The sequence below is a fragment of the Roseibium sp. MMSF_3412 genome, assembly GCF_030733265.1.
Lineage (GTDB): Bacteria > Pseudomonadota > Alphaproteobacteria > Rhizobiales > Stappiaceae > Roseibium.
The window spans coordinates 1-17782 of record NZ_JASHJI010000025.1 but is presented as its reverse complement, the minus strand read 5'-3'; the positions used below and the strand labels follow the sequence as shown (position 1 = coordinate 17782).

The 17782-nt window shown below is 58.1% G+C and carries 14 protein-coding genes; 5 read left to right on the top strand and 9 right to left on the bottom strand.

The window, feature by feature from the left end; all coding sequences use genetic code 11:
- Positions 1–56: 56 nt before the first annotated feature.
- From RBB49_RS27400 to RBB49_RS27385, 4 genes are all read right to left on the bottom strand, one after another.
- Positions 57–1262 carry a cell surface protein gene (locus RBB49_RS27400; protein ID WP_306146154.1) on the bottom strand — a complete coding sequence of 402 codons (1206 nt, stop codon included), beginning with the start codon at positions 1260–1262 and terminating at the stop codon, positions 57–59.
- 241 nt (positions 1263–1503) lie between these two features.
- Complete coding sequence (locus RBB49_RS27395) at positions 1504–2343, bottom strand: NAD(P)H-binding protein (protein WP_306146153.1); 840 nt, start codon at positions 2341–2343, stop codon at positions 1504–1506.
- A gap of 78 nt (positions 2344–2421) precedes the next feature.
- Positions 2422–3351 carry a pseudouridine-5'-phosphate glycosidase gene (locus RBB49_RS27390; protein WP_306146152.1) on the bottom strand — a complete coding sequence of 310 codons (930 nt, stop codon included), beginning with the start codon at positions 3349–3351 and terminating at the stop codon, positions 2422–2424.
- A gap of 96 nt (positions 3352–3447) precedes the next feature.
- Positions 3448–4389 (bottom strand): PfkB family carbohydrate kinase, encoded by a 942-nt coding sequence (locus RBB49_RS27385; RefSeq protein ID WP_306146151.1) that lies wholly within the window; start codon positions 4387–4389, stop codon positions 3448–3450.
- A 311-nt stretch (positions 4390–4700) separates the two neighbouring features.
- Here RBB49_RS27385 and recA point away from each other — a divergent pair, with 311 nt between their 5' ends.
- Together recA and alaS are read left to right on the top strand one after the other, a co-directional pair.
- Positions 4701–5792: a recombinase RecA gene (recA, locus tag RBB49_RS27380; protein WP_306146150.1), complete on the top strand. Its 1092-nt coding sequence runs from the start codon at positions 4701–4703 to the stop codon at positions 5790–5792.
- 256 nt (positions 5793–6048) lie between these two features.
- Complete coding sequence (gene alaS / locus RBB49_RS27375; protein WP_306146149.1) at positions 6049–8706, top strand: alanine--tRNA ligase; 2658 nt, start codon at positions 6049–6051, stop codon at positions 8704–8706.
- A 78-nt stretch (positions 8707–8784) separates the two neighbouring features.
- Here the strand turns inward: alaS and RBB49_RS27370 are convergent, their stop codons facing one another.
- Together RBB49_RS27370 and RBB49_RS27365 are read right to left on the bottom strand one after the other, a co-directional pair.
- Entirely contained in the window at positions 8785–8910 is a 126-nt protein-coding gene (locus RBB49_RS27370; protein ID WP_306146148.1) for a hypothetical protein, read from the bottom strand.
- Positions 8911–9431: 521 nt separating this feature from the next.
- Positions 9432–10238 (bottom strand): acyltransferase family protein, encoded by an 807-nt coding sequence (locus RBB49_RS27365; RefSeq protein WP_336623447.1) that lies wholly within the window; start codon positions 10236–10238, stop codon positions 9432–9434.
- Positions 10239–10491: 253 nt separating this feature from the next.
- Between RBB49_RS27365 and RBB49_RS27360 the strand changes: the two genes are divergently transcribed.
- The gene (locus RBB49_RS27360) at positions 10492–11763 is read left to right on the top strand and encodes a cyclic nucleotide-gated ion channel (RefSeq protein ID WP_306146146.1); all 1272 of its coding nucleotides are present in this window, start codon (positions 10492–10494) and stop codon (positions 11761–11763) included.
- Positions 11764–11793: 30 nt separating this feature from the next.
- Here the strand turns inward: RBB49_RS27360 and RBB49_RS27355 are convergent, their stop codons facing one another.
- Positions 11794–12186, bottom strand: a complete 393-nt coding sequence (locus tag RBB49_RS27355; RefSeq protein WP_306146145.1) for a hypothetical protein — start codon at positions 12184–12186, stop codon at positions 11794–11796.
- Between the two features lie 139 nt (positions 12187–12325).
- Between RBB49_RS27355 and RBB49_RS27350 the strand changes: the two genes are divergently transcribed.
- Positions 12326–13021 carry an aspartate/glutamate racemase family protein gene (locus RBB49_RS27350; RefSeq protein ID WP_306146144.1) on the top strand — a complete coding sequence of 232 codons (696 nt, stop codon included), beginning with the start codon at positions 12326–12328 and terminating at the stop codon, positions 13019–13021.
- A gap of 3 nt (positions 13022–13024) precedes the next feature.
- Here the strand turns inward: RBB49_RS27350 and RBB49_RS27345 are convergent, their stop codons facing one another.
- Together RBB49_RS27345 and RBB49_RS27340 are read right to left on the bottom strand one after the other, a co-directional pair.
- Positions 13025–13666 (bottom strand): glutathione S-transferase family protein, encoded by a 642-nt coding sequence (locus RBB49_RS27345; protein WP_306146143.1) that lies wholly within the window; start codon positions 13664–13666, stop codon positions 13025–13027.
- A 150-nt stretch (positions 13667–13816) separates the two neighbouring features.
- A complete protein-coding gene (locus RBB49_RS27340; protein WP_306146142.1) occupies positions 13817–15034 on the bottom strand; it encodes an NADP-dependent isocitrate dehydrogenase in 1218 nt (405 codons plus the stop codon).
- A 571-nt stretch (positions 15035–15605) separates the two neighbouring features.
- On the opposite strand from RBB49_RS27340, the gene RBB49_RS27335 reads away from it, so the two are divergent.
- On the top strand, positions 15606–17782 hold a 2177-nt coding region (locus tag RBB49_RS27335; RefSeq protein ID WP_306146141.1), incomplete at its 3' end, for a M10 family metallopeptidase C-terminal domain-containing protein.

Here is a 17782-nt window from a genome sequence, read left to right as displayed (position 1 = left end):
AACCTGTTTTCCATGGAGGGGCCGGCTGGATGCCGGCCCGCTTCAGCCGACTGGTGTCAGAGACCTTGTCCCTGTGCGGTCAGTTTGGCAAGACGGCGCTTTCCTTCTTCGACCGCGTTCCGGATCTCCTCGGAGTTCTTCGTCGACATGTCGCGCATCTCGGTGATGATCTCCCGGGACTGCACTTGGAAATTGACGACGGAATCGACCAGCTTTTTTACGGAAGCGGCGGCCACCGTCGGACCATAGCCGGCCTTGAGCGCTTCCTTCTGAACCGCATCACCTATTTCGGCCAGCGTCTCCAGGCTCTTGTTGATGCCCTCTTTCATGGCGTTCAGGGTTTCAGTGCTTTCGTGCAGGCCCTGCAATCCGGTGAACGAGGCATTCAGTGCCGTGAGGACGGACTCATTGGTTGAGAAGAAACTGACGGACTGGGCATAAACGCGTTCCTTGGCGTTGGTGGTCTGGACCAGACGCGCCATGATCACTTCGGACGTGTTGTAGCCGACGGTCAGGTTGTCGGAGAGGTCCTTGGCGATCTGGTACCGCTTTTCCTCATCCTGCATTTCGCGAAGCCGCTCATCACGGGCAAGTTCGAGCCGTGCCTTCTGCGCCGGGTCGTCACCGGCATAGGCTTCGACCTCCTTGGAGGCTGTCTCCAGAGCCAGTTTCTTTCCGTTCAGCTTCTCCGTTGCCATGTTCAGCAGTTCGAGCGCCGTGACCTCCGCCTGCTTCAGCGCACCGCGGAAATCCCGGTAAGCTTCGAGGATCGTCTGCTCCCGCTCGATCTGGTCCTTGGTGGCGCGGGCTACGTCCTTGTAGGTCCCGCGGATATCCTGGAAGCGGTCCGAGATGGTGCCGCGGCGCATATCGCGCCATTTGTTGGACAGGTTCTCCGTGAACGAGATCTTGCCGTCCGCAAGCTGGTCGACCAGGGTCTTTGCGTCATCGCGAATGGAATTGAATGCGTTGGTTATTTCCTCGTAGCGCTCGCCAATGTCCATCTGCTGGACCTGCGTGCGGACGACTTCGTTGAAGTTGGAAGCCTGTGCAAGCGTGCGCGAAATTACCAGAACCTTGTCTGGCGACAGATCGGAAATCTGTTCCAGCAGCGCGTTGATCGGAGCGTCTGCTTCCGATTCCGGCGTAATGCCGATGTCGCGCAGCGTGGACAAGGCCCGGTCGAGATACTGAAGCGGAGAGAAGCTGCCTGCCGGTGCCGTCTCGGGTGCATTGGAATCTGGTGTTGGCGCTTCTGACATTATTGAGCCTCCTCTTTGAAATGACCTGTTTTTGAGCGCCTGGTGCGCCCGGTAAAATGCTGCCCGGTCATTCCAGTCAAATGTTTTATGCCGCAAGTAAGGGCAGGCTATCGCCGCTGTGTCAACGGCTTAGGGATATTTGAACGGCGAAGCCGTGCCGCGAATGCTGAAACCGGATACCTTGGGAACATTTCATGCGCATGAAAGGCGGCGCACAAGTCACCGGGTCACTTTCCGCTGCTCAGATTTTGGAGAAAAAGTCTGGCCATGAAACGTGTTCGCGTCCGGTTGCGGCCATGAACTGGCTTTCGTTGTCGAAGGCACCTGTTGCAATCGCCGCATAAATGCCTGCCACGACCGTTCCGTAGAATTCGCCGATTTCTGCGATGCGGTCCTCCTTGAAACTGTCCGCGTCGACGAACTCGTAGGTCATCCGTGTGCCGAGAACCTGGTTCATGAAGCCGACAAGATCGGTTTGGCTTATCGGGGTGCCGCTCAGATTGTAGGTCTTGCCGCCATGGCTGCCGTCTTTGAGAAGGCAGGCATAGGCATAAGCCAGCTCGGTGCGCGTGGTGTAGGCACACAAGCCGCCGCCGGCACAGTTGCGAATGCCGCCGAGGCGCTTGTAGCTGTCAATGTATTCAACGTCCGGTTCGATATAGATGCCGTTCCGGCCGATTGCCCAGTTCAGACCGGATTGCCTCACATCAGCTTCGGTCTGTCGGTTGCTGCGGACGATGTCAGCAAAACCGCCTCCCTGTTCGGGACCTTGCACACTGGTATAGATGAAGCGCTGGACGCCTGCGGCGCGCGCACCGTCGATCACGGCCCGGTGCTGTTCAATCCGTTTTTCAGGCGCGTCATTTCCGGAGATCAGCAGCATGGCCTCGACGCCTGCGAGCGCCTGTTCAAACCCGGTGCGATCGCCATAGGTTCCCTGACGGATTTCAACGCCTAGATCTGCCGCCTTTTCAGGGGTTCGGGCAATGCCGACGATGTTCTCAACCGGGTGCGATGTCTTCAGGTGGTCAATAACCGCGCGCCCGAGTTGGCCCGATGCTGCGGTGACGGCAAGTTTCATGGCGGCGGTCCCCGGAATGTTATCGAGATCCGAGAAGACCGTTTCGATCCAAGAGCGTCAAGCGGAATTCTGAACGCGTCAGGTCAGCTCGGACGCGATCCTTGCCGCCAGACGTGCATTGTTGCGGACGAGTGCAATGTTGGTGTCGAGACTGCGGCCATCTGTCAGGTCCAGGATCGCGCCAAGGACATAGGGCGTCACGTCCTTGCCCCTGATGCCCTCGGAGCCGGCTTTGTCGATTGCCGCATCGATGTAACCGGCCATTTCCGCGCGCGGGATCTCCTGCGCTTCAGGAACCGGATTGGCGATCAGGACGCCGCCATGATCGGCGAAGTTGGCCCTCATTTTCAAGAGCGCGCCGATTTCAGCAGGCGTGTTGAGGGAGTAGGGGGCGTCAAGACCGCTTTCGCGTGACCAGAATGCCGGAAGTTCCGACGTTCCGAACGAAATCACCGGGACGCCCTTCGTTTCCAGAACCTCTAGCGTCTTCGGCAGATCCAGCAGAGCCTTGGCACCCGCGCAGACCACGCACACCGGTGTGCGCGCCAGTTCTTCGAGGTCAGCGGAAACATCGAAAGTCTCTTCCGCGCCCTTGTGCACACCGCCAATGCCACCTGTTGCGAAGACGTCGATCCCCGCCAGATGTGCCGCCATCATCGTGGCGGCAACCGTTGTTGCGCCATAAGCGCCGGTTGCCAGAGCAAAGGTCAAATCGGCCCTTGAACATTTCATCACGTTTTCGGCCCGGGCCAGTCGGTCGAGGTCTTCATCGCTCAGCCCCACGTGAATTTTTCCGTCCATCAGCGCAATGGTCGCGGGAACCGCGCCTTCGCTGCGGATATCCGCTTCGACCTGCCGCGCAGTCTCGAGGTTGCGCGGGAAAGGCATGCCATGGGTGATGATCGTCGATTCAAGCGCGACAACCGGCTTGCCTGATGCGAAGGCATCGCTAACCTCGTCGCTTTGAACGATCAGCTTTTTGAGTTCCGTTTTGTCGGGAGAGTGCATCTCTGGCGAAGCCTTTCTTGATGACGTTTTTCCAGGTCACAGGTTCCGGACCGCGTTTCAGGCACCTTATAGGGAGGGTGCCAGATTGCGCCAAGTTCAAATTTTGTCCACTTGGGCAAATTTCACGACTTCGTCCCAGGACAAACCTTCGGCAAATGCGGCCGTACTCTCAAGGGTGAGTGCCGCTGCCGCGAGCCCGTACCCGACGGATTTGAAGAAATCGATGCCGCGCAGTCTGGCTGCCAGGAAACCGGCAGCAAGCGCGTCGCCGGCCCCTGTCACGTTTACGACATTTGCGACGGGTGGGCTGATGCGGTCCAGGCTGTCTTCGGACGCAGCATAGAGATCACCGCTGCCTGCCGTAAGGATAAACTGTTTCAGGCCGGCCTCGCGCAACGCGGCTGCCAGGTCTTCCGGGGGCGAATGACCCGGCATCTCCAGCAGTGCGGCAGCTTCACCGCGATTGAGCGACACGCAATCCAGATCAGCAAGGAAGGGCCTCAGACGCGGGGCCTTGGCGTCCGACACGGCATTGGCGGAGATGGCACCACCGCCGATACGGTCTATCACGCGGGCCAGCGTTTTTTCAGGCAGGTTGGTATCGACGAACCAGTGCAGGTCGTTATCGGAAACCTGCCGCAAATCGGCGATCGCGCGGTCAAAAATGTCCGGTGGCGCTTCGGACAGAACACGGTCATCGACACAGGCGGCAGCCAGCGAACCGTCAGGATCGTGCAGCGCAAGATACTGGCCTGTCGAACATCCGGGACGCGGGACAAATGTGTGTTCCACGCCTTCGCGTGTCAGATGCTCCTCCAGTGACATCGCTGCCGCGTCATCGCCGACGGTTCCAACCAGGTGTGCAGGCACACCGAGCGCGCTGACCGCGCGCGCAAGGTTCGTGGCGACACCGCCGGGCGATGAGGAAAGACGGGCGGGTGTCGAGGTCTCGCGCCGGATGTCTTCTCCTGCATGTGCAATCGTATCGACGTGGGCGGCGCCAATGGAAACGAGACGGCGGGAGAGGGCTGTTTGCACGGGGTGGAGACCTTCGTTCCTCAGGAGGCCGCCAGGCCGGCAGCATTGACGTTTGCGGGCTAACAGATCATGAGGTCAACGGCAACCGTGTCAGGGCTTGCGATTCTGTCCGCCAGGAGAATCACGGTCTGTTTCCATTTTCGTTTGACGTAACGGGACTTTTGCTGAGGCCTGTGCGGAACATATTGGAAACAAAACGTAATTCTTGATTTAATACCAATCGGTTCTTGCGACTTGCCAATTGAGAACAAATAGAGTACAAATCCCAATATTGAAACAACGCGTCCATCGTGGAATAAGGAGCGTGAGCCATGTCGCAAAGTACACTTCGTCTCGTAGAAAGCAGCCAGATGGATAAGACAAAAGCGCTTGATGCAGCGCTCAGCCAGATCGAACGCTCCTTTGGCAAGGGGTCCATCATGAGGATGGGGCAGGGGCAGGCCGTTGAGATCCAGGCGGTGTCGACCGGGTCCCTCGGTCTCGATATCGCCCTTGGAATCGGAGGGCTGCCGCGCGGCCGGATCGTGGAGATCTACGGGCCGGAATCCTCGGGCAAGACGACCCTTGCGCTTCACACGGTCGCCGAGGCGCAGAAGGACGGCGGTATTTGCGCTTTCGTGGACGCGGAGCACGCGCTCGACCCCGTCTATGCACGCAAGCTGGGCGTCGATATCGACAATCTTCTGATTTCGCAGCCGGACGCGGGTGAACAGGCTCTTGAAATCGCCGACACGCTGGTCCGCTCCGGGGCGATCGATGTGCTGGTGATCGATTCCGTCGCGGCCCTGACGCCAAAAGCAGAGCTTGAAGGTGAGATGGGTGACAGCCTGCCGGGCATGCAGGCACGTCTGATGAGCCAGGCCCTGCGCAAGCTGACCGCATCCATCTCCAAGTCGAACACCATGGTTATCTTCATCAACCAGATCCGCATGAAGATCGGCGTGATGTTCGGCTCTCCCGAGACAACAACGGGCGGAAACGCACTCAAGTTCTACGCGTCCGTGCGCCTTGACATCCGCCGTATCGGTTCGATCAAGGACCGCGACGAGGTGGTCGGCAACCAGACCCGGGTGAAAGTCGTCAAGAACAAGCTGGCACCTCCTTTCCGGCAGGTCGAGTTTGATATCGTCTACGGCGAAGGCGTCTCCAAGATGGGCGAGCTGATCGATCTCGGGGTCAAGGGCAATGTCGTCGAGAAGTCAGGTTCCTGGTTCTCCTACAACAGCCAGCGCCTCGGGCAGGGCCGTGAGAACGCCAAGCAGTTCTTGAAGGAAAACACGGAAATTGCGGACGAGATCGAGTTGGCCATCCGCCAAAATGCCGGCCTGATCGCCGAAGCAATTATCGACCCGGAAGGTGCCGAAGACGCTCTGGAAGACAGGGAACCCGCACCGGAGGCCTGATCCCTTTCGACCAGTTCAGGCACAAGCAATTGGACAGGGCTTTCTCCGGAAATGGAGAGAGCCTTTCCTTTTTGATGCTGTGACTGCGTCTGACAAATGAATGCGTCCGGCGAAGGCGCGAATGCGTGCAATTGCTGGACAGGATTTAAGGTCAAAGTTAAAAGGCTGTTCCGGCGCGGATCCCGATGTGGAAACTTCGTGCCGGAAGCCTTTTTCAATTGGCCCGTTCGAAGGGCCGGACCGATGCGAGACCCGAATGACCGGCGTAAATGAAATCCGCTCCACGTTCTTGGACTACTTCAAGAAAAACGATCATGAAGTGGTTGAATCCGGGCCGCTTGTTCCACGCAACGATCCGACGCTGATGTTCGCGAATGCGGGCATGAACCAGTTCAAGAACGTGTTTACCGGTCTGGAGACACGGCCCTATTCGCGCGCCGTTACGGCCCAGAAGGTCGTGCGCGCAGGCGGCAAGCACAATGATCTGGACAATGTCGGTTATACGGCAAGGCACCACACGTTCTTCGAAATGCTCGGCAACTTTTCCTTTGGCGACTATTTCAAGGAAAGGGCGATCGAACTTGCCTGGAACCTCATCACCAAGGAATACGGACTTCCCAAGGATCGTCTGCTGGTCACGGTCTATGCGGAAGACGATGCCGCTGCAGGGTTCTGGAAGAAGGTCGCCGGCCTGAGCGACGACAAGATCATCCGCATTCCGACATCGGACAATTTCTGGTCGATGGGCGATACCGGACCGTGTGGACCATGCTCGGAAATCTTCTATGACCATGGCGATCACATCTGGGGAGGGCCTCCGGGAAGCCCGGAAGAAGACGGCGACCGGTTCATCGAGATCTGGAACCTCGTCTTCATGCAGTACGAGCAGACAAGCGAGGAACGGCTGGATCTTCCGAGCCCCTCCATCGACACCGGCATGGGGATCGAGCGTCTTGCAACCGTTCTGCAGGGCGTCCACAACAACTACGATATTGATCTGTTCAAGGCGCTGATCGCCGCGTCGGAGCACGAAACCCACGTTGAAGCGGCCGGTGAAGCACTCGGCAGTCACAGGGTCATTGCCGACCATCTGCGCTCTACAAGCTTCCTGATCGCCGACGGCGTGCTGCCGTCAAACGAGGGCAGGGGATATGTGCTGCGCCGGATCATGCGGCGGGGCATGCGCCATGCACATCTTCTGGGGGCGAGCGAGCCGCTCATGCACAAGCTTGTGCCGGCTCTCGTGCGCGAGATGGGGCGGGCCTATCCGGAATTGTCCCGGGCGGAAGACCTGATCACCGAAACGCTGAAGCTTGAGGAGACACGGTTCCGCAAGACACTGGAACGCGGCCTCGGACTTCTCGACAGTGCAACGGAAGATCTGACCGCCGGCGGTCAGCTGGATGGGGAAACCGCCTTCAAGCTCTACGACACATACGGGTTTCCGCTTGATCTCACCCAGGACGCGCTGCGCGTGCGCGACATTTCCGTTGATACGGACGGATTTGCCGCTGCCATGGAGCGGCAGAAAGCAGAGGCCCGTGCGGCCTGGTCCGGGTCGGGCGGCGCCGCGACGGAAGCCGTCTGGTTTGCGCTCAAGGAGAAGCACGGAGCAACGGACTTCCTCGGCTATGAAACGGAGAGTGCAGAAGGGGTCGTTGCCGCGCTTGCGTTGGAAGACAAGGAAATCGACAAGCTTTCGGCGGGTGACAGCGGCTTCGTCGTCCTCAACCAGACGCCCTTTTACGGAGAAAGCGGCGGTCAGGTCGGCGACACCGGCGTGATGCTCGCGCCCGGTTTGAGAGTGTCTGTGACAAACACGCAGAAAAAGGCCGATGGCCTGTTCGTGCATTCAGTGACTGTCGAGGAAGGCGAACTGGTTGCCGGACTGGCGCTGGAACTCAAGGTCGATCATGCGCGCCGCAGCGCGGTTCGTGCCAATCACTCTGCGACGCACCTGGTACATGAAGCGCTGCGCGAGGTTCTGGGCAGTCATGTTGTCCAGAAGGGGTCGCTGGTTTCACCTGACCGGCTGCGGTTCGATTTTTCGCATCCCAAGCCCATGGACGATGGCGAACTGGGGACGGTGGAAACCTTTGCCAACGAGATCATCCTGCAGAACGCACCGGTCGAGACCCGGCTGATGGCGGTTGACGATGCAATCGAAGCCGGCGCGATGGCCCTCTTCGGGGAAAAATACGGCGAGGAAGTGCGCGTTGTCTCCATGGGAACGGCGCTGCACGGCGACAAGTCAGGCAAGCCCTATTCGCTGGAACTGTGCGGTGGAACGCATGTCAGGCGCACCGGAGATATCGGGCTTGTCACGCTTGTTTCGGAAAGTGCGGTTGCGGCCGGTGTGCGCCGCATCGAGGCTCTGACCGGCGCCGAGGCCCGTGCCTATCTCGACGCGCAGGACAAGCGCATGCGCGGGATCGCAGCCTTGTTGAAAATCGGCGCGGATGATGTTCCGGCCCGGGTTGCGCAGCTTGTCGACGAGCGCCGCAAACTTGAAAAAGAACTCTCAGACGCCAAGAAAAAACTCGCCATGGGCGGCGGCGGTGATGGCTCTCAACCCGTGAAGGATGCCGGTGCGTTCAAGGTCATGGCGCGCGCCGTTGAGGGGATCAACCCGAAGGATCTGAAGGGTATGGCCGATGAAGCCAAGACCCAATTGGGATCCGGCGTCGTCATCCTGATCAGTGTGGCCGAAGACGGCAAAGCTGCGATCGTGACAGCCGTCACGGGTGACCTGACCGAGAAAGTCAGCGCTGTCGACCTTGTCCGGATCGGCTCTGAAGCCCTCGGCGGCCGTGGCGGCGGCGGACGGCCGGACATGGCGCAGGCTGGTGGCCCGGATGGCTCAAAGGCAGGCTCCGCGATCGAGGCGATCGAGTCTCATCTCGCCGGTCTGTAGTCAGCGCTTCCGGCAGCTGAAAATGAAAAAGCGTGCCTGAACGGCACGCTTTTTTCATTGGGAAATGCTGGAGTTGGTTCAATGCAGTGCTGCAGCCAAAGCCAAGGCGGCGGCGGATGCAAAAGTCGAGACAATCAGCATTTTCAGAACCACGTGATGCGGTGAAGTCTCTGCGGCACGGGCTTTGTTCGTTTCAATCGTCATCTCATTCTCCTTGTCGGTTGTGCCCACGTCAGGGTACGGACCCATAAATGAGACTGAGATCGCATGTGAAATGGCGAAATCCCGTTAGGAAGGGTGCGCGGAGCGGGCTTCCTGCCCGGTCGAGCACGCTGACGCCACGGGGCGAAGCCATTTCCATGTTCTTCGGATTTGACCGGCTTTCTTCTCCTCGGCGTTGCGAAAGGCTTGAAAATGAACTCCATTCCCTGCGCATCCGCTCCTTGACGAGAAGCAAGCCGCCTCAAACCATTTCAGCCTCATTTCTGGGTCCGTGTCCTAGAGATAGGATCTGCGACAATTTTGCCCAATCACATTGGGACGCCGGATTCTCACAGCTTTGCGCGAACGGCGTGATCGAATGGGAAGCGCGTGACCTTTTGAGGAACCGGCTTTCGCGAAAACAAACGCTGCCGGCATTTTTGAGATCCTGTCAAAACAAGACCCGGAAGATCTCAGTTCCCATTATTCGTTACCGCAAGGGCTTCGATGCCGCTGCCCGCAGCCTAAACGATTGCAGGCGCAAACCGTTTGAGCAGGGCCGTGATCAGAATTGAACCGAGTAGAACGAGCGGGAAGAACAAAACCGCGTCCTTGGCGACGAAGATAAGGATGAACACCATCACGGCGGGATGAACCAGATACATTCCGAGCGACAGTCCGGACAAGGTATCGACCAATTTTGTTTGCCGCATTGGAATTGCGACTGCGAGCGCGACGGCCAGGCCGGCTATCGCGAGTTGGGGTGTCATCGTGTCCAGGCCAAAAAATAACGCAACGATCGCACTGCATCCCAGGGCGGCCGGAACAACGGTTTGATGCGAGAAACGTTGCATCAGCAGACCGGCGAACGCGGCAGGAATGACGGGCATCCACTGCACCAGCGGAATCAGCAGGTTGGCCGTGTTGCTGACCCAAAGGGACGCACCGGAGAGTATGACGCAAACAAGCGTGAGAAGGGGCGTTGGTGTTCGCTCCGGCACCAGCACGCAAAGCAGAAGAAACAGAAATGAGAAAGACAGGAACCAAAGATGCAATGACGTTCCGGTCAGAACCATCCAGGGGGCAAATTCGCTTGAAAGAGGCGCGCCGTTGATGATGCTGCGTGTGTATTTGAGACACGCATAGATCGCGCTCCAGGCAAGCCAGGGCAAGAGCAAACGCCTTGCCTGTTGTGCGATTGGTTTGCCGGCACCGTAGTACACCAGCAGCATGATAAACATCGGCAGTGCCGCCAGACCGATCCAGCCACCGGCCACATCGCAGTGAAACTGAATGATACCGATCGCGCCGACAAAGCGCAGTAAATCGATACTCCCGTTCCGTGACGAAGCTCGATTTTCCGGCCTGGGGGCGGCAGGGTCTTCACCAGATATCGAAAGTAACCTTGTAATTTCGATCTCCCAGAATCAGTAACGGTTCTGACCTGTTTGATATCAGTTTTATGTCGGGCAAGTTTTTGTTTTCGCTGCAACCGCTCACAGAATTCTTGGTTCACAGGCCGATGTTGGGCTATTCATGAATGTGCGGGATGCCAGAGTGGAGCAGGCGGTGCAGGACCAAAGCTTGAAGCGGGCACTTTATGAAGTGCTTGAAGACACAGGCAAAAGACGGGTTGCAGCGCGTTCGCTGCGCCATTTCTTGGTCTTTCTGATTCTGTTGAACATTGTGCTTGCTGTTCTGGAAACCGTTCCGCAGGTCCGCACCACGCTCGGCCATCACCTTCGCTTTGTCCAGCTTGGCAGTGGTTTCGTATTTCTGGTGGAATACGTGCTGCGGATCTATGTCGCCGACCTTCACCCGCCGCTCCGCCGGTATGGCCCGCTCTGGTCGCGTCTGCGCTATGCCGTTCATCCGGACGCGATCATCGACCTGATTGGCGCGTTGCCGCTCCTGTTCGTTCTGTTCCTGCCCAATCAGGCGGTCACGATTGTCGTGATCCTGCGCCTGTTGCGGTTCCTGAAACTTGCCCGCTATTCCCCCGCGCTCAGGTCGCTGATTTCGGCCGTTGTCGGTGAGCGGAAGGCGTTGCTCGGATCAAGCATGATCATCTTTGGCGTGATCCTCCTGTCGGCCACGCTGATGTATCTTGTCGAGCACAATGTTCAGCCGGAAAAATTCCGCAGCATTCTCCACGGCATGTACTGGGCGATCACCACCATAACCACCGTTGGCTACGGCGATGTCGTCCCGGTCAGCAACCTTGGCAAACTGCTCGGCAGCTTCGTCATGCTAATGGGCTATGGCCTGATCGCGTTGCCGGTCGGGATCATTGCGTCGGCCTTTGCGCGCGAGATCCACTCGCGCGATTTCGTGGTGACCTGGTCCATGGTGGCGCGCGTGCCGCTCTTTGAGGATCTGACGGCAACCGAAATTGCCGAAGTGTCGAAGCTTCTGCAGGCCCAGACGGTCCGCAAGGGCGGGATCATCGCCGCCCAGGGCGACGTTGCGGACAGAATGTACTTCATTTCGGAAGGTGAGGTTGCCATCAACCTCAAGCACGACACGGTCTATCTCGGTGAGGGAAGCTTTTTCGGCGAGCTGGCTCTCATCAACCAGAGCCGCCGAACAGCAACCGTGACCGCCTATCGCGACTGCCAGTTGCTTGTTCTTGAATCGGAAGCGCTGCACCGCCTGCTGGACAAGGATGCCTCGCTTGGCAAGAAGATCATGGACGAGGCACGTGAGCGCGTCCATGAAGGCAAGAAGGTGCTGGGAGAACTGGCCGAAGAAGAGCTGCACCAGGCAGGTGTCTATGCCTCTTCGAACGAAGGCGGCGACGAACCGGAACTGTCTTTCGAAAAAGACACCGCGGCCGACCCTCCCAAACAATCCTGAAACAGGCCCCAAGCGGGGCGGATCGCCGGTTCAATAAGGCGTCAGTCCGAGTGGAACCTGCGCATAGAGCGGATCGCCTTGCCAGAACACGTCGGTCGGGCCTACCACGAAATCGACCAGGTTCCAGCGATTATACTGATACCGCAGCAGCGCATAGGTGGAGAGACCGTCCATGTATTCCGCCTGGCTGGCGAATGTGGTCAGAAACGGATCGATCTTGCCGCCGCCAGGACGCTGCGGATTGACATTGACGAAAGCCCAGCCTGCCCCGGACCGCATCCAGCCGACAACGAACTCAACCGGCGGGCCGACGCGCGCTTCCACCATCGGCCGGACCGCGTCGAGGATCTCGCGCCGTTCCGCAGAACCGCGCGGCGGTTCGTAGACGGACTGCGCGACGCCGCCTAAGGTGGAACCCGCCAACAGCAACAGACTCAAGATCGCGATTGCAAGGCTGTGAAAATTTATCAAGTGCCCACTGGGCCACAAAGTCTTGTGCATAATGGATTTCCCTGACATCCGACTCGAAAAGAAAAGCTCCTTGAAACCCGGAAACGCTAACATGAAAACCATTGGCTTGCTTGGTGGAATGAGCTGGGAAAGCACAGTCACCTATTATCAGTATCTGAACAGGATGGCGCGTGCGAGGTTGGGCGGTCTGCATTCCGCCAAGTGCCTGACATGGTCCTTCGATTTCGCCGAGATCGCGGCCTTTCAGGCGGCAGGTGACTGGGACAGCGCGGCCGAAGCCATGGTGAGCGCAGCCCGGCAAATGGAACGGGGCGGCGCGGAGTGTCTCGTCATCTGCACCAACACCATGCACAAGATGGCTGAAGAGGTTCAGGACGCAATCGATATCCGGCTCCTTCACATCGCGGATGCAACTGCGCCGGCCATCCGGGAGGCAGGGTGTTCCCGTCCGTTGCTGCTGGCAACGGCCTATACGATGGAGCAGGATTTCTACAAGGGGCACCTGGCGCGCAACCACGGTGTTTCCGTCACGGTTCCCGGCGCGGACGACAGGGCTGAAATCCACCGGATCATTTATGAGGAGCTCTGCCAGGGAGAGATCTGGGCGGATTCCAAGCAGACTTTCCTGGACATCGTAAAGAAGGAAACCGGGGCCGGCGCGGACGGCGTGATTTTCGGCTGCACGGAAATCGGGCTGCTGGTTTCGCAGGAAGACTTTGAAATTCCGGCTTTCGACACGACGGCGCTTCATGCGAAGGCCGCACTCGACTTTGCGCTTGGCGTGTGAGGGCTATTCGGGGCTCTGGCGCGGCGCGGTATCTTGAAAACTCTGCCGTGAGCGCATGTTGTCCAGCCAGTTCGCCAGACCGGGCGCTCTTTTCAAGAGCATCGCGCCTTCCTCGGCCTGCGCGAAGAGGTGCAGCATCGGAGCGGCGTGGCAATCTGCCAGAGATGGCCGGCTTCCAAGCATGAAGGGTCCGGGTTCGAGCAATCTTTCCAGTGTGCTGACGATCGTTCGCGCTTCACCGAGCGCTGAGGAAATCCTGACCTCGTCGGCGGTGCTGCCATCCCGGGTCTTGGCAACGCGTTCGACATAAATCTCCCAGACGCATGTCCGGTAGGCAAAAGAATCGAGGATCGAGAGGATCTGGTTCATGACCGCCCTTTCACGAACAGCCGAGGGCTGCAAAGAGGGTCCGTCGAACGCCTCGTCCACATAGCGAAGAATGGCACTGGTCTCAAAGAGAACGAAACCGTCGTGTCTGAACGCCGGGATCTTTCCGAACGGGTTAAGCGCAAGATAGTCTTCCGAAACGCCTTCGGGCGCGAACACGTCAATCGGCGAGAGGGTGTAGTCCAGTCCCTTTTCTTCAAGTGCCAGGCGCGCGGAGCGCACGTAAACGGAATAGTCGGCGCCGAACAGTTCGATCACGGTGTCCCTCATTCGCTTGTGTGCGATGTATCTGCACGTGCTTCGATTTGGTGCCCAGATGAAGTGGCCTGAGCTTTGCCGGAAACCTAACCTCATTCTCTGCCTGGAAACAGGACGTGGGTCACATCCTGTCGCTTTGGGCGTTGCCGCTCAGTTCGCGTTCATCGCCCTTGCAAGATTTTCATCGATCTTGTCGAGGAACCCGGTCGTGGTCAGCCAGCCCTGGTCCGGCCCGACGAGCAGGGCGAGGTCCTTGGTCATGAATCCGGATTCGACCGTGTCGATGCAAACCGTTTCCAGTGTACGTGCAAACCTGGCCAGTTCATCGTTGCCGTCGAGTTTGGCGCGGTGTGCCAGACCTCTTGTCCAGGCAAAGATCGAGGCGATCGAGTTTGTCGATGTGCTCTCGCCCTTCTGGTGCTGGCGGTAGTGGCGGGTGACCGTGCCGTGGGCGGCTTCGGCCTCGACGGTCTTGCCGTCCGGCGTCATCAGGACCGACGTCATCAGGCCGAGAGAGCCGAAACCCTGGGCAACCGTGTCGGACTGGACATCGCCATCATAGTTCTTGCAGGCCCAGACGTAGCCGCCGGACCATTTAAGCGAAGAGGCGACCATGTCGTCGATCAGGCGGTGTTCGTACCAGATGCCGGCCTCATCATAGTGCTCCTTGAATTCGGCATCATAAATGTCCTGGAACAGATCCTTGAAACGGCCGTCATAGGCCTTGAGGATTGTGTTCTTGGTGGACAGATAGCACGGAACCTTGCGCTGGAGTGCGTAGTTCAGGGACGCCCGCGCGAAATCGCGGATCGAGTCGTCCAGATTGTACATGGCCATCGCAACACCGGAGGAGGGCGCATCGAATACGTCCCGCTCGATCTCGGTTCCATCCTCGCCGACAAACCTGATGGTCAGCTTTCCCTTGCCGGGGAAGGTGAAGTCGGTCGCCCTGTACTGGTCGCCAAACGCATGACGGCCAACGATGATCGGCTGAGTCCATCCCGGCACGAGGCGCGGCACGTTCTGCATGATGATGGGTTCACGAAAGATCACACCGCCAAGGATGTTGCGGATGGTACCGTTCGGGGACCGGTACATGCGTTTCAGGCCGAATTCTTCAACACGGGCTTCATCGGGTGTGATGGTGGCGCATTTGATACCGACCCCGTGTTCCTTGATTGCGTTGGCGGCGTCGACGGTGATCCGGTCGTCCGTCTCGTCACGCTTCTGAATCGAGAGGTCGTAATAGAGAAGGTCGACATCAAGGTAGGGGTGGATCAGCTTGTCCTTGATGAAAGCCCAGATGATGCGCGTCATCTCGTCACCATCGAGTTCCACGACGGGTTTGTCGACTTTGATCTTTGACATGGACGGGTCTGCCTCGTTTGGTCGGGGGCGGGATCTGAAAAAGGGTGTGCTCCGGCACCTGTTTTAGCGGATATTTATTGTGCGCGCTTGTATACAATATTTGTCGACGCCGCAATAGCGTCATTCCGGGACGCTCTTATTGCAATGGCCGGGGCCGCGTGCGGGGCCTTGGAGAGCAAAAATGAATGGGCGAAAACCGGGAAATTCGGACTTTTTTGGATTTATTTTCTGCCTTTACGCGACCCGCTGCAGTGCCGATACAGGATGGGAGGAAACAGATACGACCCTAATCATTGGTAAAAATACTGCCGTGCCAAATCAAAAATTCAAACCTTTCAAGGCACTTTCTGAGTGTCAGTAAGTTTACTTGATCGAATTTACAATAATTTAACTATGAAAAAGAAACATAATTCGAAAAAAAGAGTCAAATTTTAAAAAAGTATACTTTGTATTTCTTGATCTAGTATACCCGAAGTTGGTGGAATGTTTTGATTGCCTCAAACAAAATTATTGGTAGCTGCTTGGAAATTTTGAACAAGCGGTTCTTGAGCAATCTGTTTTGCGAGGCTGCATGCATCCGGCATTTTCCTTCGGTTTCAAAAACGGGCCAGTCATCCCCAGGGCCGCATTTGATTTCTCCCTGGCGACAAAATTCAAGTCCGGACAATGGCAGTCGGAGCTGGCGCAAGGCATCTCCGCGATTGATGAGCGTTTGAGCGATGAGGCTTCCGAAGGCTCTGTTGCGGCAAACTGGGTGCAGTTTCTCGGAGACAAGCCAGCCTGGAAAACCATATTCTCATCGGGTGAGGGCAACTCCGCAGTCAACGCGGAAAACAGCGGCCCGGGTCTCAGAGCCGCTTCAGGCAATGAGAACGCAGACGACGCGGCCGGACCTGTCAAGAAACTGCTCGATGCGCTTTTCGAAGGGGAGCGAGACGACGGTGCTCCTGCAAGTCAGCCGGAGGGACACGACACAAGCATCGGCCAGCCAGCTCCGGATGCCGAAACCGCACCTGACAACGCGTCCTCTCAATCGGAAGAAACCGGCACCCGGGAAGGTGAAGACGGCGCAACGGATGCAGTCTTTTCCGCATTTGCACCCGTTGTCGGCGAAGATGGCGTCATCCTTCATGACCAGACGTGTCCATGTCCCGGCTGCGGCGCCCGAGAAGAGGACAGTGTCACGCTCAACGCCGACTCCGAAGGTGGCATGAACACAGCCGGAGCGTCAGCGGCAACAGCGACGCTCGGCGATATGGCCGACTACCTGACCAGCGGTTACTGGGCCGACAAGGGTTTGAATACATCCAATTCCGATGGAACACTGTCGCACAATCTCGGTTCATCGGGCACCGACGCCAATAACGGCGTGCTCTACTACAACGTTTCCGGTTTTTCTTCGGACAGCAACGGCATCACCGAAGACCGCAAGGTGCTGGTGCGCGAGGCTTTCAAGCTTTTCGAGGCAACCCTAGGCATCGATTTCGAGGAAACGACGTCGACAAGCACGTCTCAGGTCGATTTCTTCTTCAGCGACAACTCGTCCGGCGCCTGGGCGAATTACAGCTACTACAGCAACGGCACCATCGCGACGAGTTATGTGAATGTCGCCAGTTCATGGTCGGGCGGCACATCGACCTATAACGACTACACGCTCCAGACGATCTTCCACGAAATCGGCCACGCGCTCGGCTTGGGTCACCAGGGCAATTACAACGGATCGGCGACCTTCGGTCAGAGCAACAACTTCGCCAACGACAGCTGGCAGGCATCAATGATGTCCTATTTCAGCCAGGGCGAGAACACCAATGTCGATGCTTCCGGTGCTCTCTTGCAGACACCGATGTCCGTCGACTGGATGGCTCTCGACGCAATCTACGGCTCCCAGGGGTTCGGGGTCGCCAATGCGTTCACGGAAAACACGACGTGGGGCTTCAACACGACGGTGACCTCGGATGTCAGTGACATCTGGGCCCAGTGGTCGAGTTATGCCAACAAGACGGCGTCGACACTTGTCGATGGTGGCGGCATCGATACGCTCGACCTCTCGGGCTACGGCAACAACTCGCTGATCAGTCTCATCGCGAATGACAGTCAGTCCACGTCCGTCACGGCATCCAATATCGGCGGGCGCACGGGCAACCTGACGATCGCGGAAGGCACTGTCATTGAAAATGCGATCGGCGGAGCCGGTTCTGAAACATTCTACGGTAACAGCGCAAACAACGTCCTGAGCGGAAATGGCGGCAACGACACCTTCCACGACAGTGAGGGCTCGGACACTTATCTGGGCGGGTCGGGTTCGGACACCGTGCTCTTCGCAGGCAATCTTTCCGATTACAGCTTCGCGGTCAGCGGGTCATTCCTTCAGGTGATCAATGTCGCGGTCGATCTCGTTGACATCACGGTCGAATGGCTGGGCTTTGCGGATCAAACGGTCAGCTACCAGTCAATCCTCGACACGCTTGAGGCCGATGAAAACACCGCACCCGATGCCGAAAATGACGGCTACACGGTCGACGAGGACGGTCTGCTCACGGGCGAGAACCTTCTGGCCAATGACACGGATGCGGACGGTGACGCACTTTCGATCGCTTCTGTCAACGGCTCGTCGGCGTCGGTGGGGTCTCAGATCGTGCTGGACTCCGGTGCGCTGCTGACGGTCAATGCGGACGGCACGTTCTCCTATGACCAGAACGGTGCGTTCGACGATCTGGGCGATGAGGAAACCGCAACGGAGACCTTCAC